The 24,606-nt window shown below is 65.3% G+C and carries 18 protein-coding genes and 1 pseudogene; 7 read left to right on the top strand and 12 right to left on the bottom strand.

Going from position 1 to position 24,606, the window contains the following annotated elements; translation table 11 throughout:
* Window positions 1–33: 33 nt before the first annotated feature.
* The 4 genes from NBRGI_RS14550 to NBRGI_RS14565 are packed head-to-tail and all read right to left on the bottom strand — an operon-like array spanning window position 34 to window position 4,506.
* Complete coding sequence (locus tag NBRGI_RS14550) at window positions 34–1,383, bottom strand: lipase family protein (RefSeq protein ID WP_063726265.1); 1,350 nt, start codon at window positions 1,381–1,383, stop codon at window positions 34–36.
* Window positions 1,380–2,192: an alpha/beta fold hydrolase gene (locus NBRGI_RS14555; protein ID WP_063726268.1), complete on the bottom strand. Its 813-nt coding sequence runs from the start codon at window positions 2,190–2,192 to the stop codon at window positions 1,380–1,382. The genes NBRGI_RS14550 and NBRGI_RS14555 overlap by 4 nt, the downstream gene beginning before the upstream one ends.
* A 5-nt stretch (window positions 2,193–2,197) precedes the next feature.
* Window positions 2,198–2,962: an enoyl-CoA hydratase-related protein gene (locus NBRGI_RS14560; RefSeq protein WP_081878062.1), complete on the bottom strand. Its 765-nt coding sequence runs from the start codon at window positions 2,960–2,962 to the stop codon at window positions 2,198–2,200.
* 2 nt (window positions 2,963–2,964) lie between these two features.
* Window positions 2,965–4,506, bottom strand: coding sequence for an acyl-CoA synthetase (locus tag NBRGI_RS14565; protein ID WP_029896519.1), 1,542 nt, complete (start codon window positions 4,504–4,506; stop codon window positions 2,965–2,967).
* A 143-nt stretch (window positions 4,507–4,649) separates the two neighbouring features.
* On the opposite strand from NBRGI_RS14565, the gene NBRGI_RS45170 reads away from it, so the two are divergent.
* From NBRGI_RS45170 to NBRGI_RS14595, 6 genes are all read left to right on the top strand, one after another.
* On the top strand, window positions 4,650–5,804 hold the full coding sequence (locus tag NBRGI_RS45170; RefSeq protein ID WP_158439868.1) for a PucR family transcriptional regulator: 1,155 nt from the start codon (window positions 4,650–4,652) through the stop codon (window positions 5,802–5,804).
* A gap of 481 nt (window positions 5,805–6,285) precedes the next feature.
* Window positions 6,286–8,058: an N-acyl-D-amino-acid deacylase family protein gene (locus tag NBRGI_RS14575; RefSeq protein ID WP_029896523.1), complete on the top strand. Its 1,773-nt coding sequence runs from the start codon at window positions 6,286–6,288 to the stop codon at window positions 8,056–8,058.
* Entirely contained in the window at window positions 8,055–8,687 is a 633-nt protein-coding gene (locus NBRGI_RS14580) for a TetR/AcrR family transcriptional regulator (RefSeq protein WP_029896525.1), read from the top strand. The genes NBRGI_RS14575 and NBRGI_RS14580 overlap by 4 nt, the downstream gene beginning before the upstream one ends.
* A 10-nt stretch (window positions 8,688–8,697) precedes the next feature.
* A complete protein-coding gene (locus NBRGI_RS14585; protein WP_051727764.1) occupies window positions 8,698–9,639 on the top strand; it encodes an alpha/beta fold hydrolase in 942 nt (313 codons plus the stop codon).
* A gap of 43 nt (window positions 9,640–9,682) precedes the next feature.
* Window positions 9,683–9,988 carry a hypothetical protein gene (locus NBRGI_RS48695; protein ID WP_029896529.1) on the top strand — a complete coding sequence of 102 codons (306 nt, stop codon included), beginning with the start codon at window positions 9,683–9,685 and terminating at the stop codon, window positions 9,986–9,988.
* Window positions 9,985–10,443 (top strand): pyridoxamine 5'-phosphate oxidase family protein, encoded by a 459-nt coding sequence (locus tag NBRGI_RS14595; protein WP_029896530.1) that lies wholly within the window; start codon window positions 9,985–9,987, stop codon window positions 10,441–10,443. Before NBRGI_RS48695 ends, NBRGI_RS14595 begins: the two co-directional genes overlap by 4 nt.
* 114 nt (window positions 10,444–10,557) lie before the next feature.
* Here NBRGI_RS14595 and NBRGI_RS14600 read toward each other — a convergent pair whose 3' ends face one another.
* Window positions 10,558–11,721: an IS30 family transposase gene (locus tag NBRGI_RS14600; protein ID WP_051727765.1), complete on the bottom strand. Its 1,164-nt coding sequence runs from the start codon at window positions 11,719–11,721 to the stop codon at window positions 10,558–10,560.
* Window positions 11,722–11,825: 104 nt separating this feature from the next.
* On the opposite strand from NBRGI_RS14600, the pseudogene NBRGI_RS14610 reads away from it, so the two are divergent.
* Window positions 11,826–12,961, top strand: a pseudogene (locus tag NBRGI_RS14610) (IS3 family transposase); the annotation flags it as partial.
* A gap of 415 nt (window positions 12,962–13,376) precedes the next feature.
* On the opposite strand, the gene NBRGI_RS46385 reads toward NBRGI_RS14610, so the two are convergent.
* The 7 genes from NBRGI_RS46385 to NBRGI_RS49620 all read right to left on the bottom strand — a co-directional run bounded on the left by NBRGI_RS46385 (window position 13,377) and on the right by NBRGI_RS49620 (window position 24,175).
* Window positions 13,377–14,663, bottom strand: coding sequence for an FAD-dependent oxidoreductase (locus NBRGI_RS46385; RefSeq protein WP_081878056.1), 1,287 nt, complete (start codon window positions 14,661–14,663; stop codon window positions 13,377–13,379).
* 200 nt (window positions 14,664–14,863) lie between these two features.
* Window positions 14,864–16,198, bottom strand: a complete 1,335-nt coding sequence (locus NBRGI_RS14620) for an NAD(P)/FAD-dependent oxidoreductase (protein WP_063726269.1) — start codon at window positions 16,196–16,198, stop codon at window positions 14,864–14,866.
* Between the two features lie 18 nt (window positions 16,199–16,216).
* On the bottom strand, window positions 16,217–17,005 hold the full coding sequence (locus NBRGI_RS14625; protein ID WP_029896541.1) for a hypothetical protein: 789 nt from the start codon (window positions 17,003–17,005) through the stop codon (window positions 16,217–16,219).
* A complete protein-coding gene (locus NBRGI_RS14630; protein WP_081878057.1) occupies window positions 17,002–22,299 on the bottom strand; it encodes a type I polyketide synthase in 5,298 nt (1,765 codons plus the stop codon). Before NBRGI_RS14630 ends, NBRGI_RS14625 begins: the two co-directional genes overlap by 4 nt.
* A gap of 679 nt (window positions 22,300–22,978) precedes the next feature.
* Window positions 22,979–23,206 carry a M14 family zinc carboxypeptidase gene (locus NBRGI_RS14635; protein WP_029896545.1) on the bottom strand — a complete coding sequence of 76 codons (228 nt, stop codon included), beginning with the start codon at window positions 23,204–23,206 and terminating at the stop codon, window positions 22,979–22,981.
* Between the two features lie 64 nt (window positions 23,207–23,270).
* Window positions 23,271–23,633 (bottom strand): DUF1152 domain-containing protein, encoded by a 363-nt coding sequence (locus NBRGI_RS49890; RefSeq protein ID WP_081878058.1) that lies wholly within the window; start codon window positions 23,631–23,633, stop codon window positions 23,271–23,273.
* The gene (locus NBRGI_RS49620) at window positions 23,627–24,175 is read right to left on the bottom strand and encodes a DUF1152 domain-containing protein (protein WP_051727767.1); all 549 of its coding nucleotides are present in this window, start codon (window positions 24,173–24,175) and stop codon (window positions 23,627–23,629) included. Before NBRGI_RS49620 ends, NBRGI_RS49890 begins: the two co-directional genes overlap by 7 nt.
* Between the last annotated feature and the right edge of the window lie 431 nt (window positions 24,176–24,606).

Here is a 24,606-nt window from a genome sequence, read left to right on the forward strand (position 1 = left end):
CTGTTGTTTCAACGATGCATTTTCAATCTGCGGTCAGTTCGGCAGAGCCGAGCAGTCGCCGGTCGCGGGAACGTCGGCGAACCGAGCCAGCAGCCAGTCGGTCATCACCGACAGATACGGGAGGATGCTGATCACATGTCCGACTCCGAGGCCGTTGAACCACGGGGGAATTCGATCGAACTTGTTCAGTTCCACGGTCGCGCCGCTGTCGCACCAGTCCTGCGCGAGCTGCCTGCTCTGGGGGTGGCCGACCAGATCGTCGACGACCGACGAGGAGATGTAGACGGGCGCACCGGGGGTGAGTCGGCCGATTCGCTGCCGATCGAGCAGCTCGCGCAGGATCGGGGAATCGAGAATCTCTTCCGAGAGCAGTCGCCCACTTGCGGTGAACTCGCGCGATCTCCGGAACATGTTGCGCAGCAACAGATCCGGAACGCATGAGGTGGCGACCTCGGCTATCAGCCGTTTTCCGCTGTCGTTGGTGATGCGGTCGATTTCCGGTCTCGCCTCGGGATAGACGGCCGCCAGACTGTTGATGATGTATCCGAACAAACCGACTGCGGGACCGCTGATTACGCCGTTGCCGAACATACCGGCATCGGCGGCCGGTGCGGTCAGGACGGCGATCAGGTCCGCGGGAACCGCGCCCACAAAGCTGCCACGCAGGTCGAGTTCGGGTGCGTAGCCGGGCTGCATCTCCGCTGCCGAGGCTGCCGCACCACCACCTTGGGAGTAGCCCGCGATCGCCAGCGGTGCGGCCGCGCCCAGGGAGGTGCCGGGTAGTTTCCGAGCCGCCCTGGCCGCATCGAGCACGGCGTGACCTTGGGACTCACGGTTCATCCAGTCGTGCACCGCGGGGGTGCCGAGTCCGGCGTAGTCGGTCATGACGACGGCGACACCACGCGCCAGCAGCAGGTAGACGGGCAGGACCTCGTACTCGGTCATGACGTCGAACGGGAAGTGGTAGTTGAGCAGTTCTCCGAACAGCTTCGACGGTGCGCAGTCGTCGCCCTGGCCCTGGGTGCCCGCCGCCATAGTGACCAGCGGTCGATCGCCGGGCCCGGTCCAGGGTTGGCTGGGCTCGAAGTAGGTGCCCGTCACCGCGATCGGCTCGTCGTGGGCGTCGTTGCTGCGGTACATGATCCGTTGCGCGGTCGCCGGGATCGTGACCTCGTTCAACCGGAGCGACAACGGGAGCGGGAACGGTTGAGTGCGAATGACGTCACCGGCAGCCGATCCGGGGAGCGGGTCGGGAGGCAGGTAGAAGGCATCGACGGCAGCATCGCTCGAGCCCGTGGGCGGTGCTGCTTCGGCGACCCCGCCGAGCACGAGCGCCATCACCGTGGCGACGGTCAGATACCGCACTGTGTCCGCGAATTTCATGAGTGTTCTCGGTTCTTTAGTGGGCGAGGTGCTATGAGGAATTCGCGCAGCAGCGCGACGACCTCGTCGGGGGTCTCGACATTGGGGGTGTGGCCGGCGTTTTCGATGACTCGCACGGTCGCACCCGCGGCGCGGTAGCGCGTGATGCTTCCTTCGCAGTCGAAGAACTGGTCGTGACGGCCGTGGATCGCGAGCACGGGTTTGTCGATGGCGCGGATCCGGGCATCGAGCGGTTCCGCCCGCAACTCGAGATCGCGAGTTCGCGCCACGGCGCGGTACATACCGAGCGACATCACCGCGCGGTCGTGCAGCGGCTGGCGCGGATCATCGAAACCGGATCCGATGTCGAAGCCGGGCCGGAATCCGCTGCGTAACACCCGCCATACCATCCAATCCGGTATCAGATGGTGCACCAGTTGCGGCGCCATCGGCAAACCGACCAGCGAGTGGCCGCGCGGCAACTTGGCGAGGCTGTAATCCGGCGATTGGCTCATGATCACGATCTCGCTGACACGAGCCGAGATCGCTCCGACGCCCAAGGCCGTATCGGTGCCATAGGAATGCCCGACCACCATCGCGTCGGTGAGGTCGAGCTCATCGAAAACCGCTGCCAGGGAACGGGTCTGGCCCTGCGGATCGAGGCCCTGATCGCCGCCGGTGCGCCCGTGTCCGTTCAGATCAACTCGAATGACCCGGTAGTCGTCGGCCAGTCGCGGCACGACGCGGTCGTACCAGTGCAATGAGCAAGCGAACCCGTGCACGAGCACGATCGGTTTGCCCTGCGGTTTGCCGTCTTCGCGGAAGTACATCTGGGTCACCGTCCTGTCCAGCGCGGGGCGCGCTTGTCCGCGAACGCGCGGATCCCCTCGCGGCAGTCTTCGGAGGCGAGCACGGTCTCGATCGCCTTTTGTGTGACGGTCCAACCGGTTTCGTCGGAGGCAGCGTGGAAGCTGTCGAGCGCGCGCAGGGTTTCCCGGATGGATACCGGTCCGTTGACACGCAGCCGACCGGCCAGCTCGAGCGCCGATTCGACAGCCTTGCCCGGCTCGGTCAACACATTGACCAGCCCGAGCGCGTGCGCGCGTTCAGCAGCGAGAGGCTCACCGGTGAGCAGCAGTTCGGTGGCGATATTGCGCGGCAACGCCCGGGCAGTACGGAACAGCGCCCCGCACGCCGCGACCACCCCGCGCCGCACTTCGGGCAGGCTGAACGACGAGGCCGTGGAGGCCACCACCAGATCACACGCCAGCACCAGTTCGAACCCGCCGCCCAGAGCGGGGCCGTCGACCGCCGCGATCAGCGGTTTGACGCGGTGGCGGCGAACCAGGCCGTATTCCCCTCCGCGTGCGGTCGGTGCGCCCGAGCCGTGCTCGAGATCGGTGCCCGCGCTGAATACCGAACCCGCGCCGGTCAACACGCCGGTGCGCAGGTCGGGATTGTCGTCCAGCTCGTTCAGCGCCGCGTCCAGAGCCGCGGTCAGCCCGGCGTCGATCGCGTTGCGCCGGCGCTCACGCTGCATGGTGAGCACCAAGATGTCGTCGACGCGAGTGCATTCCAGAATGTCCGCGGGGCTGGTCACCACTACGACACCTGCCTTTCCGATTCGTTCCAAAACTGTTTGCGCAGTTCGTGTTTGAGGATCTTTCCCGCTCCCGACAGCGGCATGGACTCGGCGATCTCGATGCTGCGCGGCACCTTGTACCCGGCGATGAGCGCCTTGGTGTGCTCGCGGATCTCCTCGAGAGTGACCGTTCGACCGGCATGGCAGACAATCACGGCATGTACCCGCTCACCCCACGTCGGATCGGGTGCACCGATGACCGCGCACACCGCGACCGCCGGATGCGCGGAGATCGCGTTCTCCACTTCGGCGGAGTACACGTTCTCCCCGCCGGTGATGATCATGTCCTTGAGCCGGTCGACCACATGGACGTAACCGGCGTCGTCCATGAATCCGCCGTCGCCGGTGTGCATCCAGCCGTCCCGCAGGACTGCCGCGGTCTCCTGCGGCTTGTTCAGATAGCCGAGCATGACATGGCCGCCGCACACCACGATCTCGCCGACCGTGCCGCGCGGCACCTCGAGGTCCTCGGCGTCGACGATCCGCACCTCGCTGTGCGGCAGCGCGCGCCCGGCCGAACCGAGCAGGGTGTCGGTGTGATCGCCGGGGGTGAGCATGGTGGCGACGGCGGCTACCTCGGTCATCCCGTACGCCTGCACGAACCGGGCGTGCGGGAAGGCCGCGACCGCCCGGTCCAGCGCGGCCCGCGAGATCGGCGCGCCGCCATAGAACAGGTGCCGAATCGACGAGAGATCATGCTCGGCCGCCGCCGGATGATCGGCCAGCAACTGAATCATGATGGGAATCAGGACGGTGTCGGTGACCCGATGCTCCTGGATCGCCGCCAGCACCGCCGCCGGATCGAAGGCCGGGACGATCACGTGCGTAGCACCCAGGCTCACCCCGCACGCCCACAGGAAAAGATCGGCGAGGTGAAACATAGGGGCGGCGTGCAGGATTCGGGAAGCTTCGTCGAAGATCCCGGTGGCCAGCACGCCCAGCATCGAGGTCTGCAGATTCGCGTGGCTGAGCAGTACTCCCTTCGGGAATCCCGTGGTGCCGCCGGTGTAGAACACTCCCGCGACCGCGTGCCCGCCGCGGCGGGCGTCGGGAATCGGGTCGGCGGCCGCGACAAGGTCCTCGTAGTCGAGCATGACCTCCGGCACGGGGCCCTCGCCGCAGTACACCACGGTGCGTACACACTCGCACTGCTCCCGGATCGCCGCCACCATCGGCGCGAAAGCCTGGTCGACGAACAACACCCGACTGTCGGAATCGGTGAGCGAGTAGGCGATTTCGGCGGAACTCCACCGGATATTGACCGGATTGATCACCGCGTTCGCCCACGGCACCGCCAGCAGGAACTCGCTGTAGCGATCCGAATTCAGCGACAGGATCGCCACCGGCTCGTCGTCGCCGACACCCAACCCACGCAGCGCTCCCGCCAATGCGGCAATGCGCCGGGCTGCTTCGGCATACGTCCGCCGACGGTCCTGATAGATCGACATCACCCGCTCGGGGTGCTGTTGCACCGCGCGATGCAACCCCTGTGTCAGATACATCCCTTGCCCTCGTCGTCGAGTACGGCAGTCCGCCGGTCTCGAGTATTCGGGTAGCGGCGTAGGCCTGCCATGGATCCGATGCCAACGCGATCACGACGATTTTGTTGCTCATTCCAATGGGTCGCCATACTCTCGACAACACCATGGGAGCCACCGTCGAACCACCGCAGTCCGCGCAGTTACGACGACTCCTGACTCAGCTCATGGAACAAAAGGAGCAGCTCATCGATGCCATGGCGCATCGATCGCAGGCCGCTGCGGCGGGCTACTCCGCGATCTCGGCAGCGACCGTCGCCCGCACGTCGCCGGTGTTGTTCGATCGCATGGTCGACGCACTGGGCCGACGGAGTCCGTTGAACGAAGACGACCTGCAAGTCTTCCGCGAATACGGGAAAATACGTGCCCAGCAGGGGCTTTCACTGCCAGACATCCAGCACAGCTGGCGGGTGACCATTCAGGACGTATTGTTCGCGATAACAAAAGTGGGTCGCGAACTGGATATTCCCGATGCACTGCTCCTCGACACCACCCATCAGTTGCTCGCACTGGTCGACCAGGCGACCGCTGCCTACGCGGCAGCCCACCGCGAAGTCGAGCTGGAACTGTCCCGACGCGACCTGCATATGCGGGCCGATTTCACCCGCGCGCTGCTGCTCGGTACGCTCGGCGCCGCCGCCGTGCGGCAACAAGCCGATCGATACGGCCTCGATCCGGACGTCGAATACCGCGCATTCCGAACCCGGCTCACCGACTCCGACACCACCGACGCATCGCCCTGGTCGATGCGCGCCGCGGCCTCGTACGGGTTGACGACCGTCATCGACGGCGACCTTGCCGGTGTGCTCGAATCGGCCAGAACCCTCGACACCACATCCACCATCGGTGTAGGCCCGCCTGTCCCGCTTGCCGACTTACCCCGATCCTTCGGCCTGGCGGGCCGAGCGCTGGCCACCGCCGAAACCTTCGGCCGACCGGGGCCGAACACGCTGGAATCCCTGGGTGTACTACCGGCAGTCATCGCCGACCACGATCTCGGTGCCGAACTCCTTCGCCGGCTCCTGCTTCCCCTCGGCACCGACGCACAGGCACAGCTCCTCATCGACACCGTCGACCGCTACATCGACACCGGTATGCGCGCCGACCTCACCGCGGCACAACTCGTCGTACACCCCAACACCGTCCGCTACCGCATCGCCAGATTCGAAGACCTCACCGGCACCGACCTCCGCAAACCCCATGCCACCCTGCAAGTCTGGTGGGCCATCCGATACCGGGAAGCCACCCACCGGGGCATATGATCCGGGCCCGACCGCAGCCAACGAAGTGATGGCCGCACCGCCGACTGGCGCGACCCGAACAGCGGCTCCGCGTGGGTATGACGACCTGGCATTCGCGCAGGTCATGCGCGGCATTGAGCATTCCGAGTACGGGACGACCTAGTTGTATGCGTGAGCATGCCGGTGACGAGAACACAGACAAACAGCGAATCATGTTCTCGCCCTGGGCTGTACGACAGTCAGCAAGGATGTTGGGCGACATCGCTTGCTGTCGTATCCACGACCTCCAGCGACACCGACTGTAGGCAAGTACTGCCTGTTCCACACCAGAACCCTGGACCTGTCCGGCGTGCCGGCCTGTCGCTCGGACCTTTGGTGCAGGCGACTGCCCGGGTACGACCAGGCGGGCGCACAAGCCGGACGGCCATCTTGACGACCCATGCGTCCTTCGATAACGTTCATTACTGAATAATCGCCGTTATCGAAACTGAGAGGCGACGTCATGGATGACTTCGATCTGGTGATCCGGGGCGGATACTTCTTCGACGGAACCGGTGCACAACCCGCGTTTCGCGACGTCGGAGTACGCGCGGGACGGGTGGCTGCGATAAGCACTGAGCCTTTGGCTACACACGGGGCGGAGGTCGTCGACGCTGCGGGCCTGTGGGTGATGCCGGGCCTCATCGACGTGCACACCCACTACGACGCCGAAGTGTTGGTCGCCCCCGGGCTCTCGGAATCGGTGCGCCACGGCGTCACCACCGTGATCTTCGGGAACTGCTCACTGTCGACTGTGTACGCCTCTGCCGAGGACTGTGCGGACCTGTTCTCGCGCGTCGAAGCCCTGCCGTGGGACGCCGTCCACACGGCGGTCAAGGAACACCGGACCTGGACAAGTCCACACAGCTACGTGGAGGCCCTCGAGTCCGGCCCGCTGGGACCCAACATCGCTGCTCTCATCGGCCACTCCGACATCCGTGTGGCGGTCATGGGTCTGGATCGGGCCACCGATCCAGACGAACGACCGGCTCCTGCGGAGTTGGACCGGATGCGCGCGACGCTGGCCGATGCGCTCGACGCCGGGTTCCTGGGATTGTCGACCATCAGGAGTTCGTTCTCGAAGCTGGATGGCGTGCGCTACCCTTCGCGCCAGCTTCCCTCCACCTACGCGAAGTGGAGAGAGTACCGGGCGTTGAACCGCGTGCTGCGCGACTACGGGCGCGTGCACCAGTGCACGCCCAACGCTGCCCGCAAGGCCGAGATCGTCAAGTTCTTCGCTCAAAGCGCTGGTCGAGGCAGGGCACCGTTGAAGACCACGATGCTCACCGCGGCAGATCTCAAGGCAGAACCGAAGCTGATCTGGATGATGACCAAGGCGACGGCCTTGCTGAACCGGGCGATCGCCTCGGACCTGTGCTGGCAGCACCTGCCAGTGCCGTTCGAGGTATACGCCGACGGCATCGACCTGGTCGTCTTCGAGGAATTCGGCTCCGGCGCTGCGGCTCTCAACGTGCGTGATGCGATCGAGCGCGGCAAGCTCGTGGACACCGAGCCTTACCGCCGCCGGTTCCGCAAGGACTTGGAGCGACGGTTCGGCCCGAAGCTATGGCACCGCGACCTGTATGACGCCGACATCGTCAGCTGCCCAGACGCCGAGGTGATCGGCAAGTCGTTCGGCCGCGTTGCCGAGAAGCGGGGCATTCATCCCGCTGACGCCTTCCTTGACCTGGTGGTCGCCCATGGCGCCGCCCTGCGCTGGCGTACGACGATCGCCAACCACCGTCCCGACGTGCTCGACAAGATCGCGGACAACCCGCAGATCCAGATGGGTTTCGCCGACTCCGGCGCCCACCTGCGCAACATGGCGTTCTACAACGCCGGCCTTCGGTTCCTGAGGCGGGTAAAGGAGGCCGCTGACGACGGTCACCAGTTCATCAGCCTCGAACGAGCCGTGCACCGGCTCACCGGCGAACTCGGTGACTGGTACGGCGTGGACGCCGGCACCCTCCGCCCGGGAGACCGCGCCGACATCGCCATCGTCGACCCCTCCGGGCTTTCGCAGGCCTCGGCCGACTACGCCGAAGCCGTCCTCGACGGGCTCGGGGGCGTCTCCCGCATGGTCAACCGCAACGACGCCGCAGTGGCCGCGACCATCGTGGGCGGACACCTCGTCTACCGCTACGGCACCTTCGCCGACGGATTCGGCACGACGCAACGCTACGGATCCTTCCTGCGGGCAGGTAAGACACGCTCTAACGCCGGATGGTCCTCATGAACGCAGCCCCAGTCCCCGTCACCCGCCGCACGCCCCGCTCCGAGGTCCGCGCCCGGCTTCTGCGAGCTGCCTCCACGGTGTTCGCCGAACGTGGCTTCGCCGGAGCCACCATGCAACAGGTCGCGGCCGCCGCCGGGTTCACCACCGGTGCGCTCTACTCCAACTTCGCGAACAAGGACGACCTGTTCTTCGAGCTCTTCGACCAAGAGGTCACAGGCCGCATCACCGCTGTTCGCGCCACTCTCGGCCAGGCCGACCTGACCGTCACCAACGAGGCGACCGCACTCGCAGCCGGCCGGCAAATGACCGCCGCAATGCAGCACAGCCGCGAATGGCAGCTGCTGTTCACCGAGTTCTGGCTTCGCGCAGCCCGCGACGACCAGCTACGCGAGCGATGGGTCGAGAAACGCCGCGACTACCGCCGGCAACTGACCGAGTTGGCCGAGGAAGCGCTCACCGGATGGGGTGCAGGCACAGCCGTCTCTTCCCGCACCCTCATGTTCACCATGCTGGCGCTGAACAACGGCCTCGCCATCGAAGAGCTCGCCGATCCGGGCAGCGTTCCAGCCGACACGATCGGGACCGTCCTGGTCCGCCTGCTCGGTCTCGAGTCCACGACCACCGGGTGAGGAGACGCGCGTGACCACGAAGAACACATCATCGCTCGGGCGGTGGCGTCTCAGCTCGATTCGCGACCTGACTGGCCGCACCAGCGCCGAGCCGGCCACAGGCGGCGCGGGAACGGTCATGTCCGTCGATGGTATCGACCTGCACGTCCGAACGGACGGCCCGATCGACGGACCCGTCCTCCTGATGCTGCATGGCTTCGGTGCCTCCACGGCATGGTTCGACCAGCTCGTTGCCCGCCTGCCGGAATGCCGGACCATCCGGGTCGACCTCCTCGGGCACGGCGGATCGGCACGACCCACCACCGGCTACGACCCCGAAAGCCAAGGTCGGCTCTATGCACGTCTGCTCTGCGAGTTGAACCTGAACGACGTCACCGTTGTCGGCCACTCGATGGGCAGCCTCTTCGGCGTGGCCACCGCCGAGCACAGCACCCGCATCACACGGCTCGTGCTGCTCGGCGAAGGGCCCGACACAAGCACCGGAACACTGCCCCCAGGCGAGTGGGTGATTCACGTCCCGTGGATCGGCCCGATCCTGCAACACCACGGTCCCGCGTTCGTGACCAACCGCGTAGTGCGGCGAGCATTCGCGCCAGGCTTCGACATGGCCACGGCATTTACCAACCCCCGTCAGGGCCTCCACGATGCCCGCAGCCTCAACCACCCCTCCTTCACCCAATCCATCAAGCGGCGCCAGGCCTGGACCGGACGGCTCGGGCTGGACGCACGGATAGACAACCTCGCACTGCCGGCGCTGGTCGTCTTCGGCCGAGAGGACCGCTTCTACAACGTGGACGCCTCCCTCGCGCGCTACAGGACAGTGCCAACGATCACGACCGCGGTCCTCGAGCACGTGGGGCACACACCGATGATCGAGGCGCCCGATCGCGTCGCTGATCTGATCCGCGAGTTCCTGTGCGCCGGCGACAAGGCTGCCGGAGCCTCCACCTGACCCCGCCGACCCGAGAGAAACCGAAAAAGAAAGGGAAGCAGCCATGTCCGTAGACCTCCAGGGTGCCCGTGCCCCGCTCGCCGACGCCACAAAAAGCGTCGGCGGCGCGATTCCCACCGCCATTCGTAGAAGGGAACAGAAGATGCCAGACCTGGTCGACATCCACCGCGAAGGACAGACACTGATCGCCACCATGCGCCGCGAAGCCCGACGCAACGCCATCGACGCGGACATGACCGCCTGGCACGCCACCGAGCGCGCCTTCGCCTCCGTGCTGGAGTCCGAGGACATCCACCAGGGCCTCCTCGCGTTCGCGGAGAAGCGTGCGCCGCAGTGGAGCGTTCGATGAGTACTCAGCGGCGTGGCCGCAGCATCGCCATGGAAGATCACGAGCGCGACGCGTTCTTAGCCGACCAGCGCGTCTGCCGGGTGGCGACCAACGGCCCGTCCGGCCCACACGCAACTCCGCTGTGGTTCGTCTGGGACAACGAGTGTCTGTGGCTGTACTCGCTGACGCGTAGCCAGCGGTGGGCCGACATCTCCAGACAGCCGCGCATCGCGGTCGTGGTCGACACCGGCCACGACTACTTGGAATTACGCGGCGTCGAGCTCGTCGGCGAGGCCGAAGTCGTCGGCGAGGTGCCCCGCACCGGTCAGCCCGAGCCTGCCCTGGAGACCCCCGAGAGCCTATTTGCCACCAAATACGTCGGCCTTGACACCCTGCCCTACGACGAGCGACACGCCTGGCTCCGGATCCGGCCAGAGACCATCCGCAGCTGGGACTTCCGAAAGCTAGGAGGATGAAGAAGCCAAAATAGATCACAATGACGGCGATGTCCGCGCCCCCTCGACCGGGGAACTTGCCCAAGCCCCGATCGCTGGTATAGGCGTCCGCTCATGCGGTGCGGGCTCAGGCGGTCAACGCAACGCCTCTTCGAGTGCTTCTGATGGTGTCCTGAAGTCGAGGGTTTGTCGAGGGCGCCCGTTGAGTTCGTCGGCGATCGCATCGAAGTCGGCTTGACTGTATGTGCGCAGGTCGAGATGTCGGGGAAGGTATTGGCGTAGAAGCCCGTTCGTGTTTTCGTTGCTGCCGCGCTGCCAGGGACTTTTCGGGTCGCAGAAGTAGACCGGGACACCGGTGGCGACGGTGAAGGCGGCGTGTTCGGCCATTTCGTAGCCTTGGTCCCAGGTCAAGCTCCGGCGCAACGCATCGGGCAGGGTGAGGATCCGCTCCGCTAGGGCGTCGGCGACCAGATCAGCGCGTTTGCCCTCGGGCAGGGCGACCAGCAGCAGAAACCGGGTGGAGCGTTCGACCAGGGTGGCGACCGGAGACATGCCGCGCCCGACCAGCAGGTCACCTTCCCAATGCCCGGGCACGGCTCGGTCGGCGGCCTCGGCGGGGCGTTCGGCGATGTTGAGCACGCCGCGGCGCTGACCGCGGCCGTCGGGCTCGCGTTTGACTTTGGGCCGGCGCATGGCCCGGTGGGTGCGCAGATAGCGGGTCAGCTCATGGCGCAGTTCGCCACGAGCCTGGATGAACAAGGCCCGGTAGATCGTCTCGTGCGACACATAACCCATGCTGGACTGCGGATTTCGTCGCAGCCAGCCCGCGATCTGCTGCGGCGACCACGCCAAAGCGAGTTTCTCGGCCACCACCGCGGCCAATGCCGGATCGCGCGACAGTTTGGTGGGTTTCGGTCGTGTTGCCCGCGCCCACGCCGCCTGGTCGGCGGGCAAGGCCCGATAGGCGAAACGACCGCCGCGCCCGGCGACCTCCCGCGAGATCGTCGAGGGTGCGCGACCCAGGCCGCGGGCGATACCGCGTAGCGAGTCCCCGGCGGCCAGCCCGCGCGAGATCTCTTCTCGCTCAGCCAAACTCAGGCGCAACATGCTGCGGCGGCGCGGGACCGGCCGGACCCCGCCGCAGCGTTCGAGGAGGTCGCGCACCGTTGAAGGGTGCCGGCGCATCTCCCGGGCCAGGACCTTGATCGCTTGCCCCGACCGCCACCGCCGCCACACCTGCTCGACCTGAGCCTCGGTCAACGGGGTTCTCTTCTCCGACAGCGGTCTACTCGAGGCCATTACGCATCACATCCGCTCCTCACCAGGAGATTCCAGGGGACTGCCCCCGGTTTGGTTGATTCCTGATCTGTGAGGACTTCGTCCTCGCTGGAAGGATGTCCACCATGCCGAAGCCGTATCCGCAGGAGTTCCGGTGCGATGTCGTCGCGGTTGCCCGCAAGGGCGACTCCTCGATCAAGCAGGTCGCCAAGGATTTCGGGATCTCCGAAGCGTGCCTGCACAACTGGCTCAAACAAGCCGATATCGAGGATGGTAACAAGCCCGGATCGACTCGGGAAGAGTCCGCGGAGCTGCGTGAGCTGCGCAAACGCACCAAGCAGCTGGAGCAGGAAAACGAGATCCTGCGGCGCGCCGCGGCGTTCTTCGCCCGCGAGCTGCCCCCAAAATGAGGTTCCCGCTGGTCCTCGAACTGGCCGCCGACGGGTTCCCTGTCGCGGTGATCTGCCGGGTACTCGGATTCACTCCACAGGCGTTCTACAAGTGGAAGAAAACACCTTTCTCCCAGCGTGATTGGGACGCTGCCCATCTGATCGACGCCGCTCGTGAGATCCACGCCGACGATCCCGCGTTCGGCTACCGTTTCATCGCCGACGAGCTCGGTGACCGCGGCATCCGCGCGGGTGAGAATCGGGTGCAACGCCTGTGCTCGCAGCAACGGATGTGGTCGGTGTTCGCCCGCAAACGCGGGCTCAGTAGACGCGCGGGTCCACCGGTCCATGACGATCTCGTCGCTCGCGAGTTCACCGCACAAGCACCGAATCTGTTGTGGCTCACCGATATCACCGAACACCGGACCGGTGAAGGGAAGCTTTATCTCTGCGCGATCAAGGACTGCTTTTCCAACCGGATCGTCGGCTACTCGATCGACGAACGCATGACCGCCGCCCTGGCGGTCGCGGCGCTGCGCAACGCGGTCGCGATCCGCTCCCCGGGCGGCACCGTGGTCCACTCGGACAGGGGCAGTCAATTTCGTTCCAGAAGATTCGTGCATGCGTTGTCGGCCAACGGATTACGGGGGTCGATGGGGCGAGTGGGGGCATGTGGTGACAACGCCGCGATGGAGTCGTTCTTCGCGCTGCTGCAACGCAACGTCCTCGACCGCCGACACTGGGCGACCCGCCAGGAACTGCGCCTGGCCATCGTCATCTGGATCGAACGGACCTACCACCGCCGACGACGGCAACGCCGACTCGGCCGCCTGACGCCGATCGAGTTTGAGACAATCAAACCGAACTCGGTGCAGTCCCTTCGAACGACTGCGCGGAGTGTTGGTCGTCTCTGCGCTGTGGTTCTGGAGCGGCTGCCGTTGTGAATCGTGGGTTTTCGCGTCCTTCACGTCGAAGTCGGTACAGCGCCGCGCGGGTGGGCGCGCGACCCTCCGGGTGGCCTCTCCCAACGGCGTTCGCTCAGCAAGCATGCACCACCACGACTCCGACGTGGTTGCGTTCGACCCGCCCGGCGACGGGCAGGGCGGCGGAGAGCATTGCGTCGCCCCACCCGGCGGCCGGAACCCCGTTTTGCGGACGATGCCCCCGGCACCGGTCCTCGGCTTGGGCGAGCGCCACTGCGCTCTTTCGTTGCCCAGCAACCACTTTCGGCGTGTCGGCAGATCACACCACCAGCCGTGCCGCTACCTGGAAAGGCTCACTGTTTGACTACGGGGTGCCCGCCCTCCAAGGAGGGCATTTCATGGTCTGCATGTCGCGAATGCCACCGCTGGGCGGCTTTCCGACGAGGATTCTGGCTGCGTTACGCCCCGAAGCCAGTGCATTGTCGTGGCCGGAGTCTCCGAAATACGCACCCGCGAAGGCTATCGTGCTGTCGCTGATACGCGGAAGTTGCTGTTGTGCTACAACAGCTTGCGGGGTGAGGATAACGATGCCGTGTCGGACTGTCTGCAGGACAAGTTCAGGGTCAGGAACCCCTCCTCCGAACGTGGCAGTCGAAATGTACTGCACCGGATCGGTGATTTCCTGTGCGGCATTGTGAGGAAGATTGATATGGGCCCCACCGGTGCATGACGTTAATTGATAACTGATCAGCCCCTCGCGATGCGGCAGGGAATCATCGGTATGCAGTGTCCACTGGTTGTAATCATAGGGAATACGGGAGAGCACCTCTCGTTGAAGTGGGGTTGCGTTGACCAGCATTTCCAAAGCTCGGTCGGCAGGAACGGCAAGCACGACCTTGTCGAAATCATGCGTGCGGCCTGCAGCGTCGCGGATATGCACCCCGTATCCATGACGAATGACCGCTTCAACCGTCGTGCCCAGTTCTTGGAAAGAAATATTCTTCGCGAGGACGTCGACATATGAAGATGAATGCTCAGGAATGCGCAGCATTGTGGTCAGAGGCGAGCCTGGTACCATTCGCGCCTCCGCAAGCATCTTGAGCAGCGCTGGAACGGAGCAACGTCGAGCAGCGTCTTCAGACATCACATATGCTGACGCGACCATGGGAACGATCATGTGTTCCACGAAGTATCGAGAGTATCCCTCGGTGTCGACAAGACGCTCCGGCGTCAATGCGGTATCTCCACCGAAGAGATACGGCAACTTCCGGAAGTCCTCGACAAAATGTTCCCACACTTGATTCGAGACATCGGGGCGTGTGGGCGGTTCACCAAACGTCTCGCCCATACTCCCGAAAGAGAAACCGCATCCCGAACAGCGAACTGTAGCCAATGACAATTCTTGCGGTACCGGAACAGCGCGAATGCCCAATTCATCGAACAGTGATGGCCAGCAGGCGTCGTAGTATATTATCACGCCGGAATCGACTGCCAGGGGTTTTCCATCGGAGGAACGTGTCTCGACGGTGTTCGCATTGCCGCCGAGTCGTAGTTGGGCGTCGAAGAGAGTCACCTCGAAATTCTTCTGCAGATCGTATGCGGCTGCCAATCCACTGATACCAGCCCCTAGTACGGCTACCTTCTCACTCACGACGGCATCATCCTTTCTGCATTTCTAACATGTACAGGATTGATTTCTTCGGTAAGTGAGCACCCAGCGCCAGAAGGTGAGGTTCTTGCGGGAGCGACGGGCGGCGCGCCAGGCACAGCGCCAGAGTGGGAAGCCGAGGAATACGGTGGTGTCGGTGTCGGCGAGGCGCATTCCGCGAGATCACCTGTGTCTCACCCCCTCTAGCAGTCCACATCTTGAACTTCGTTGGATTCTCGGCGAGTCCGGAACTCCCACTGGTCGCGGAGCACCCGCGCGGCAACCGAAGGGACGAAAAGTTTCGCCGGTGTCGACCTCATCTGCAAAGTTTCCAGGAACACTCGCTGAACGTCACGGTCCCGGGTACCGCATGCCTGCACACGGTCCAGATACCGATGCAGCGGAGAAGGATCCGCGGTAAGCCACCGGCGGTCCGCCGTGGCCGCCATCAACCACGGCCACCGCAGCTGCCACAGCAGTGCCTGGTGGTATCGCATCGCGAATCGGTGGCCGCCTACGTGATATTCGAGGTGACGGTCGAGCAACGCCGCAGCCAATGCCGCGGCTGTCATACCTTGTGCGTAGACAGGGTTGAAAGCGACCACCGCATCGCCAACGCGCACCAAATTGGCTGGCTGGCGCCGCAATCGTTCCAGCCGGTTGCGCCTGCTCGTGGTGGAGGTACTGACCTTCACCGGAGTCAGTGCAGTCGCGGCGCCGATCGCATCGGCCAGCATCGGACTGGACAGCGACCGCGCGTAGTACTCGAACAGCTCTTCGTTATGTGTCGGCCGGTCGTGTCCGGCGCCGATCAGAGTCACGAGCCACCGGTCACCCTCCACAGGCATGAGCACGCCACCGCGGCGCGACTGGGGCGGTATGGCCTGGATGTAGCACGCACGCCAATCTGCGTTATGCCCGAACGGAATTCGGTACAGCCGACTGGCGTAACCGAGGCCAGCGGTGATGATGGTGGCCGTCGGTGCCGGGTATCCGCTCTCGGTGAGCCAGCGGTCTACTCGGCTGACGCGGCCGGTCGCGTCGATCACCAGATCGGCCTCGATCTCACCATGCACTGCCCCGGAGACCCGGACGGCGCGCACCGAATCCCGTTCCATGACGAGTCCGGTCGCTACTGTGCCGGCTGCTAGGGACACCGGGGGACGGCATATCTCAGTGCGCAACACCCATTCCAAGAGTTCACGGGTTGCTCCGGTGGCGACCAGGTCGTGGCAGAACTGGGCGCCGCGACCGGCTGGGCCGTGAATCGCTACCTCGGCGGCGAAATCGGCGGTCACCGCACCCGCCGCCGCCAGCCGCGCGTCGAAACCCGGTACCAGAAGGCTGATTTCTCGCCGCCCGCGATCGGTCAAGGCATGGACGTGGTCGGACTGTGGTGTGCCACGTCGTGGTGCGGGCATCGCTGGTAGGTCATCGCGTTCGATGATCAGCACCCGGTCGAAATGGCGGCAGGCCGCGGCCGCCGCGAGCAGACCCGCGATTCCGCATCCGAGTACGACCGCCGTCGCGGTACGCATCGGGTGTTGATCCACGAGTCACTCCACCGGCACCGAGGCGCCGCGAGTCGCTGCCGCCTTCGGTAGAAACATCGACAGTAGGTACACCATGGCGATCTCCGTCCCGATCGCCAGCAACGCCCACAGCGTGATCCACGGTTCTCCTGGATTTGTGTGTGTGCCGATCACCAGCGGCCAACCGGCGACGAAAGTCAATGCGAGATAGCCGCTGCCGACGAGGGGGACGGTCAGCAGCCACTGCCATCCGCTGATCCGCTGATCGAGCAGATACAGCAGGGTGCCGAGCAGAATGGCCATCGACATGTATGTCGGAGCCCAGGCGATCGGAAAGTCGAACACTCGCAACGCTTGTCCGGCCTTGTAGCTGTACAGCCCGGTATGGATGTAGGGCAATTCGGCGAGCGCATCGATGAGGCTCGTCACGCCGAACAACAGCCAGAGCCGAATCCGGGGCCACTGCTCTTTCATGGCGTAGAACGCCACGTACGAAACGAAACAGACCCACATCGGGTAGGTGAATACGCACCAGAGCGGTTCCTCCGCGGTGGCGAGGTATCCGAAGATTCCCGGCGAGATGCCGGTCGGCGCACCGACTTCGATGTTCGCGAGGGTCTGGAATGCCGGGTCGTTTAGCCAGCCGATGACGGCTCCGACGATCAGCACGAACATCTGCGGGCGTCGTTCGGTGCGCCATTCGTGCCACCCCCAGGCCGCGAGCGCGATCGTGATGAAGGTGCCGAGGGCTATCGTCACCGCTGCCGCGGTGTTGCGGACGGTGTCGGACGCGGCAATGGTTTCGATAATCAAGGCGACACCTCGAAGGTCGGTCCCGATGTGACAGCGGAATTCGGAGGCTCCGTGACGGTGACCGGGGTTCCGATGCCTGCTCCGGTAGCCGCTGGATGGCTGGTGTCCGGCTCGACGTCGAGACCGAGATGCCCGAGCAACCAGTCCGCCAGCCCCGCTGCGGTCGGCGTCACCCAGATGACACCGGGCTTCATCTCGGTGCGCAACCCTCGCTGCAGCCGCTGCTGGAGCTGTACCCCGGCCAGCGAATCGAGTCCGAGCATCACGATGCTGGTGTGCGGGCCGATGTAGCGTCCGGTGCCGCCGAGCAGATCGCGGATGCAGTCGACGACGAAACGTTCGAGCACTTCTCGGCGCGCACCGGTGGTCGGCGCGGTGGTCAGCTGTGCCCGCAACGGTGCCTCGTCCTCTTCCACATCGGCGCCGGATAGGCTCGTGGCCAGCAATGTGGTGCTGCGCGCGCCAAGATAGGGTTCGGTCCACCGGTCGAGATCGAGCGGGGAATACGCGACCCGGTCGTACCCGGCGGCAAGAATGCGTTCGAGCGCGTCGACGCCGTCGGCCGGATCGATCGTGACGAAACCTCGGTCGGCGAGATGTTGTCCACGCCCGATGTTTCCCCAAGGCCCCCAGTGGATTGCGGTCGCCGGCAACCCCTGCGATCGACGCCAGGCCACGAACTCGTCGAGGAACGAGTTCGCCGAAGCATAGGCGCCCTGTCCGGGCGAGCCGATGAGTGCCGCGACCGAACCGTAGACAACGAAAAAATCCAACGGCTGGGTTGCGGTGGATAGATGCAGGGTCCATGCCCCCTCGGCCTTGGCGTGCCATACCCGGCGCAGCAGTGATTCGTCGATATCGACCAGGAGTGCGTCCTCGATGACGGCAGCAGCGTGGATGACACCACGCAGCGGCAAACCATCGCGCGTCGCCGCGGCCACGGCCCGCGCCGCGACCGCGCTGTCGGCGATGTCGCCGAGCACCACCTCGACGCGGGCACCAAGTCGGTCGAGCGCCGCGATCGTCGCCGGGTTCGGCGCGGTCCGGCCACACACGATGATTTGCCCGGCGCCGCTGGCTGCCAGTCGTTGTGCCGTGGCCAGGCCCAGCCCGCTCAGCCCGCCGGTGACCAGATACGCGCCGTCGGCCCGTGCCCGTGCGGCGGGCGCCGCCAGTTCGGGTACCTCGCCGCACAGTTGATGAACGAAGCGTTCTCCCGCACGAAGGACGATCTCGGTGGCCGGCAGCGCCATGTTCGTCAGTTCGTCGGCGATCGCGGTGTCGGTGGCCTGCCCGTCGGTGTCGATGCAGCTCATCCGCAGTTCCGGATGTTCGTAGGCACTGACGCGGAGCAGCCCCCGAACGCCGGAAATGGTCAACGCGTCGGCGGCGGTCGAATCCTGGGCCACCACCCACAGCCGGGGTACACGCGACAGCTGGGTGAGCTGCCGCAGTATCGCGGCGACATTCGCGGTCGCGGCGCGGGCCCGCTCGGCCGGTCCGGCGTCGCCTGGATGGTCACGGTCGCTCACGGCGTCGATCAGGACGGCAACCGCGTCCGCGTCTTCGGGTATCGCGTCGCCGATCGGCACGATATGACAGCGACTGCCCCGGGCGCGCAGTTGATCGGCGAGCCGCGTAGCCCGTTCGTCGCCGGACCGGCCGGTCGACAGGACCCAACTGCGCCGGTCCGCGGTCGGAGGCCGATGACCGACGGGTTCGGGGACCACGCGCACGTACGCGAGCCGTGACGCGAACCGCTGGTCAGGCGGGGTCACATTCCGCACCGTCAGCCCGCACAGTTCCGCGACAATCTCTCCTTCCAAGGTGGTGAGTACCACGGTGGCGGTGCAACCGAGGCCGTCAGCGCGGTCCAGACGGGCCGTCACAGTTCGGGTGTGGGCCGTGTTGCCATGGACCCGTACTTCGCCGAACCCGGCCACCACGACGGGCCCGGAATCGATGCCGTGGTGCGTGATCCAGGCCGCAACAGCAACCTGTACCGCTTGGTCGGCCATGGCCGGATGCAGCGACATCTCGGACGCGCCGACCCGCGCGGTGTCGTGCAGCGAGACGGTGGCAGCGACCAGATCCTCGGTGGGATGCACCAGGATTCGCGATATCGCGGTGAACGCCGTCCCGTGCTGCACGTTGTGTTTGTCGCGGAACGTTCGATGCAGTTCGGAAACAGGGAATTCCCGCCACCCGGCCGTGTCCGACGGTGCCGAAGGCTGCGGATCACCGACAGTCTCCTGCACCCGGCCGCGGGCATGAACCAGAATGGAATCACCGCTGCCGGTGAGCACTTCGACCAGCGCATGATCGGCGTCGCGTCGCAACCGCACGGTCACGGTCGGTTCCGGCTCGAGCACCACCGGGCTGGTGGCAACGAAATCGCACACCGTCACTCGATGCTTACCAAAAACGACCCGTCCGGCGGCCAGGATCATCTCCAGCAGTGCAGTTCCGGGCAGTACCGCGACTCCGGCGATGCGATGATCGGACAGCCAGGGCAGCTGATCCGGCCCGATCGGCGTCTGCCATAGATGTGTGTTCGGCGCCGCCGGATCCGCGACGTGCCCACCGAGCAGCGGATGCTGGGAGGCACCGACTAACCCGGGTGCGACCAGGCGGTACACGGGTGATTCGCCACCGTGCCGGACGCGATCCCAGGAGGTACCGGGCACGTCGGTCAGCGTGCCGGCGGCGTAGCGACGCCGCCAGTCGATCCGGTGTCCGGCGACGTGCACCGCACCCAGGTGGCCGAGCAGTGCCGTCGTATCGGAAACCCCTTCGCGCAGGGTTCCCACCGCGACCGTGTCGGTGTGTCCCTGTGCCTCAGCGATTTCGATGATGGGCCGGACTGCCAATGGATGCGGCGTGCATTCGATGAACAGCCGGTGCCCGTCGCGCAATGCCGTCTCGACGGCGCGCCTGAACTGGACCGGGGCACGCTGGTTGCGCACCCAGTACCCGGCGTCGATCGGACCGGGCGCGCCCGGATCGTCCGCCACGGTGGACAGGAAGTGGATCTGGGGGTGTGCGACCGGAATTCCCGCCAATGCGGTGGCCAGCGGTCCGAGTATCGAATCGACATGCGGTGAATGCGATGCCACGTCCACATCGATCATCCGGGCGGTCACACCGTCGGCGTTCCAGCGTTCGACCAGTCGTCGGATTTGTTCTGCGTCACCCGAGATCACCGTAATCGACGGTGCGGTCAGTACGGCGAGATCGACCCCGGGAGCATCGGCCAGCGCGTTCCGCACATTCGCTTCGCCGAGCAGCACCGATGCCATCGCACCGCCAGATATACCGGCCAGCAGTGCCGAGCGGCGGCAGATTATCCGGGCTCCGTCGACCGGGTCCAGACCGCCGGCTACGACGCAGGCGGCGATCTCTCCGAGGGACTGGCCGATCACGGCCGCGGGCTCGACCCCCCAGGAACGCCATGTCGCGGCGAGTCCGATCTGGATCGCGTACAGGGTCGGCTGAATCCGGTCCAGGGTGCTCATCCGATCTGGGTGCAGAATCATGTCCCGGATGTCGAACCCGGCAAGCGAACGCACGGTCGGTTCGACCAGATCCAGCGCCGCCCCGAATGCTGGCTCGTCCGCCAGCAACCCTCGGCACATTCCTGGTCGCTGAGAGCCCTGGCCTGTGAACACGAATACCGGCCCGGGATGGTCGGGCGGTAGGTGGGCCACCCCGGAAACCACACCGTTCGGATCGAGTCCACGCGCGTACTGCTCGGCTCGTTCACGCAGCTGTCCGCGGTTCTCGGCGACCATGCACACCCGATGCGCTGTCGCGGTGCGCCGCACGGCCAGGGTGTGTGCGACATCGAGCAGATTCGCATCGGGTTCGGCATCCAGCCATCGCGCCAGCCGGGCCGCGGCACCGGCAACGCCAGGCTGTGAACCACCCGACAGCGGGAACACCAGGGCACTCGTCGCCGCCCGGCGCGCAGCGGGCGCGGCGGGCGGCGCTTCGACGATGACGTGCGCGTTGGTTCCGGTGACACCATAGGACGACACTGCGGCGAGCCGGCCCGGTCCGGGTACCGGCCACGAGGTGAGTTCGGTGGGGACGAAGATCCGTGACCCGGTGTTCCGGACGATCGACGGATTCCAGGAGCGGAAGTTCAGATTCGGCGGAATGACCCCACGGCGTAGGCATTCCACCACTTTGACGAGGCCGGCGAGCCCGGATACGGGCTCCGAGTGGCCGATATTGGTCTTGATCGAGCCGAGCGCACACCGCCCCCGCCCGGCCCCGTACACGTCGTCGATGGAACTGTATTCCACCGGGTCGCCGACGGCGGTTCCCGGACCGTGCGCTTCCACCAGCCCCACATCGCCAGGGTCGATCTCCGCCAGTTCCACGGTCCGCCGGAACAGAGCGCGCTGCATCATCGTCGACGGTGCAGTCAGCCGGGTGGACTGCCCGTCGTTGTTCACCGACGATCCGCGAACGACCGCCAGGACCCGATCACCGTCGCGCCGGGCGTCCGAAAGCCGTTTCAGCACCAGGGTGGCCGCACCTTCTCCGCGCACATAGCCGTCGGCTCTGCTGTCGAACGCATGGCAGGCACCGCACGGGGAAAGCAGCAACGGCGCCTCGCTGTAGTGCGTTGAGGGGGATAGCATCAGCAGCACCGCGCCGGCGAGCGCCACGTCACAGTCTCCGAGAGTCAGAGCGCCGCAAGCGGTGTCGAGGGCAACCAGTCCCGACGAACAGTGCGTACTGATGACCATGGACGGGCCGCGCAGGTCCATGGCGAAGGCGACGCGACCGGCCGCGGAGGCGGTGAAGTTCCCGAACAGGTAGGCAGGATTGGGGGCGTCCTCCGCTGGATGCGCGTCCCGGAACAGATTGTCCGGTGCGTAGGTGCCCATGTAGACACCGGTGCGGGTACCCCGGAGGTTTTCGACGGGAATGCCCGAGTGTTCCACTGCCTCCCAAGCCACTTCCGTGAGCACTCGAAATTGCGGGTCCACCCAGGCCTGTTCGGTAGGGGCGACCGAGAGTGCCTGTGGATCCCATGCCCACACATCTCCGTCGAGGAAACAACCACGTGAGGTACGGGCTGCCAGATCGGGGTCGTGGATCGACGCCATCCGAGCGGCATCCCAGCGGTCCAGCGGGATGGGGCCGACCGTCGACCTAGCCGCCGCCGCGAGACGCCACAGCTCGGCAGGGGAACCGACGCCACCGGGGAACCGGCAGCCTATTCCGATGATCGCGATCGGAGATGATGCTGAAGCCGACACTGGTTCACCCACCGAATTCATTCACGGGCACTGCCGAGACCAGCTCACGGAAACTTCGCCGCAGCGCGAAATCAACCGAATGTTGATCTGCCACAAGAGGTTCGATAGATCGCTTCCAGGAATCCGGTCGATGCTCTAGCTCGGCGAAACGGATACCCGTTGACGGAACAGTAGCTTTCGATCCAGCGGCACAGCGTCGAATTGACACCGTCTAATGTTGGGTGCCGCGCGGTCCGTTATCGCAGCTACTGTGCCGGTACCTGCGCTGGCAACCACCGTCAAGACATCACGCGAATCGTTGCCCACCGCGCCGGGGACACACAATCCTCCCGACATGGGCCAGGCCCGGTAGATCGCGGACAACCTTCAGCTCGGTCGCCCGCCAACCTTAAGCCACCCTAAAGATATTCCAGCCCCATTGACGTAATCACCCGGCGGGTCCGGGCTACAGCAACGCACGCTACTCGCAACGAAGCGGTACATCGAAAGCCATGGCTCGGGCATCCCCGTTCGTCGGGTAGGTCTCGCTAGCGCCCTTCTCGCAAATGATCAGATGTGGCAGTTCTGCGAACACCCCCGATCCGAGTCGAAGATCCGCAGGTCGCGATTCACATAACCACGCCGAGGCGACGAATGACGAGGGTCGGGCGTTCACATTCCTCGCGCGGTCTCGAAGGGTGAGCCCACCCGCCGGGCGGACTCACATCGCGGCCAGGAGTGCTTTCGCGCCCTCGTAGGCTTCGTCGATCGAGGGTTGGATCCGCGAGCGCAGAAGGATGAATCCCGCCTCTCCCTTGTCCCGCAGAAGAATCTGGAACGTTAGTGCCCGCCGGGTGCCGCACAGCCAATCCATCAGGCTCCCGGCTGAGGGAAAGAGCAGGTCCGCCGGCCTGCCACTGGACCATCGCACGACGATGACAATCGACATGACCGCTCATCGATGCAGCGGTGGTCGCGAATGCGGTGGCGCCGCAGTGGCGCGGGCGAGGATCTCACCGCCTACACCCGTTGCCTCGACGCCTTGTCGAATCCTTGACCGGTAGCCCGATATCGCTGTAGCCGCGACGGTCCCGGATGGTTTGCTCGGCGAGTTCCAGTGAAGGACTGCCGGACAGGTCGGCGGCGAGAGAGGGCGCGGCTACTTCAAGGGCGTCGACTTCGTACACCCTCGTTGCGTCATCGGTGATGCTGATGAGCGCGTCACGTTGCGTTTCGGCGACGCCACGCCATCCTCGGGCGGCGGCGCATAGAAGTCCGTTGGCCTCGGAGGGATGCCAGTTCCACACTTCAGCGACTACCGACACGTCCCCGGTATTCAGCTCGGTGATCGCCGTCGACTGGTATCGGTCTAACAGTGTGCGGAGTTGGGTGGCGCGAGCTCTCCGTCGAGGCCGACACCGGCGATCCGCAGGTGAAGCGGCAGGTCCGACTGTTCGGCTGCGGCCAGCGTGAGCGAATCGGCCAACGGGCTACGCAGGCCGGCCTCGTGTCCCTCGGCGAGGACATCACCGCCGATGTCGATGATGATCAGCGCGTGTGCGCCGAACAGTTGGCAGGCAGCGCGGAACTGGGCCGAGAGTCCGATCGAACCGTCGGCTGGATCCATCAGCAGCAAAGGGTGCGCCAAGTAGGTAACAAGCTGCGGCAGTGTCGACTGGCCGGGACCGCGGAGGCGCGCCGACGCGGTCACCTCGGCAACCAGGTCGTGATGTCGGATCAGGCCGTCGAAGTCGCCGTGCGTTCGCGGCCCGGGAGTGGGGTCGACGACCAGCCGGTCCCAGGAATAGCTCATGAGAGCGACCACGTCGAACTGGTGTCGAAGCTTTGCGGCGAGAACCGACGCCGTGACGATGTCACCGCCGCCGCCAGCGGCGACCGCAATTGCTGTGCTGGCCATAGAGTGGCTGATAGTAGCTTGCCCGGATACGCGTCACCTTGTTCCGTCTGGGGCATTGGTTACGAAACGAGCGTGCCCGACCTCACAAATTTTGGGGGAACGTGCGCCATTTGCTATCGCTACCAGCAAGGCCCCAGCGAACGGCAGGCGAACGGCCGCTCACTGGGGGATATTGCCAGCAGACCATCGGGTTGCCAAATATTTGCTGATGCGGTGTTCTGTTCCTGGGATCTACCTCGTAGTAGGAACTTGGGAAGGGGGGCGCCGCGATGGCATCGACGTCACTGGGATCTCGTCACGGGTGTCGGTTGTGGGCCGGTGGGCTGACTCTGGGCGCGCTGGTGTGGGCGGCGACCGGGACGAGTACGGCTGATCTGGTCGCGGACAAGAACCGCTCGGTCGACAACGACACCGGCTGGCACCTCTCGGTC

This window comes from Nocardia brasiliensis IFM 10847, from assembly GCF_000710915.1.
Lineage (GTDB): Bacteria > Actinomycetota > Actinomycetes > Mycobacteriales > Mycobacteriaceae > Nocardia > Nocardia brasiliensis_A.

Excerpts from the sequence above, each read along its gene's own strand:
- NBRGI_RS14550 (WP_063726265.1), bottom strand. The coding sequence starts at position 1,383 with ATGAAATTCGCGGACACAGTGCGGTATCTGACCGTCGCCACGGTGATG.
- NBRGI_RS14555 (WP_063726268.1), bottom strand. The coding sequence starts at position 2,192 with ATGTACTTCCGCGAAGACGGCAAACCGCAGGGCAAACCGATCGTGCTC.
- NBRGI_RS14565 (WP_029896519.1), bottom strand. The coding sequence starts at position 4,506 with ATGTATCTGACACAGGGGTTGCATCGCGCGGTGCAACAGCACCCCGAG.
- NBRGI_RS45170 (WP_158439868.1), top strand. The coding sequence starts at position 4,650 with ATGGGAGCCACCGTCGAACCACCGCAGTCCGCGCAGTTACGACGACTC.
- NBRGI_RS14575 (WP_029896523.1), top strand. The coding sequence starts at position 6,286 with ATGGATGACTTCGATCTGGTGATCCGGGGCGGATACTTCTTCGACGGA.
- NBRGI_RS14580 (WP_029896525.1), top strand. The coding sequence starts at position 8,055 with ATGAACGCAGCCCCAGTCCCCGTCACCCGCCGCACGCCCCGCTCCGAG.
- NBRGI_RS48695 (WP_029896529.1), top strand. The coding sequence starts at position 9,683 with ATGTCCGTAGACCTCCAGGGTGCCCGTGCCCCGCTCGCCGACGCCACA.
- NBRGI_RS14595 (WP_029896530.1), top strand. The coding sequence starts at position 9,985 with ATGAGTACTCAGCGGCGTGGCCGCAGCATCGCCATGGAAGATCACGAG.
- NBRGI_RS14600 (WP_051727765.1), bottom strand. The coding sequence starts at position 11,721 with ATGGCCTCGAGTAGACCGCTGTCGGAGAAGAGAACCCCGTTGACCGAG.
- NBRGI_RS14620 (WP_063726269.1), bottom strand. The coding sequence starts at position 16,198 with ATGCGTACCGCGACGGCGGTCGTACTCGGATGCGGAATCGCGGGTCTG.
- NBRGI_RS14630 (WP_081878057.1), bottom strand. The coding sequence starts at position 22,299 with ATGAATTCGGTGGGTGAACCAGTGTCGGCTTCAGCATCATCTCCGATC.
- NBRGI_RS14635 (WP_029896545.1), bottom strand. The coding sequence starts at position 23,206 with ATGTCGATTGTCATCGTCGTGCGATGGTCCAGTGGCAGGCCGGCGGAC.
- NBRGI_RS49620 (WP_051727767.1), bottom strand. The coding sequence starts at position 24,175 with ATGGCCAGCACAGCAATTGCGGTCGCCGCTGGCGGCGGCGGTGACATC.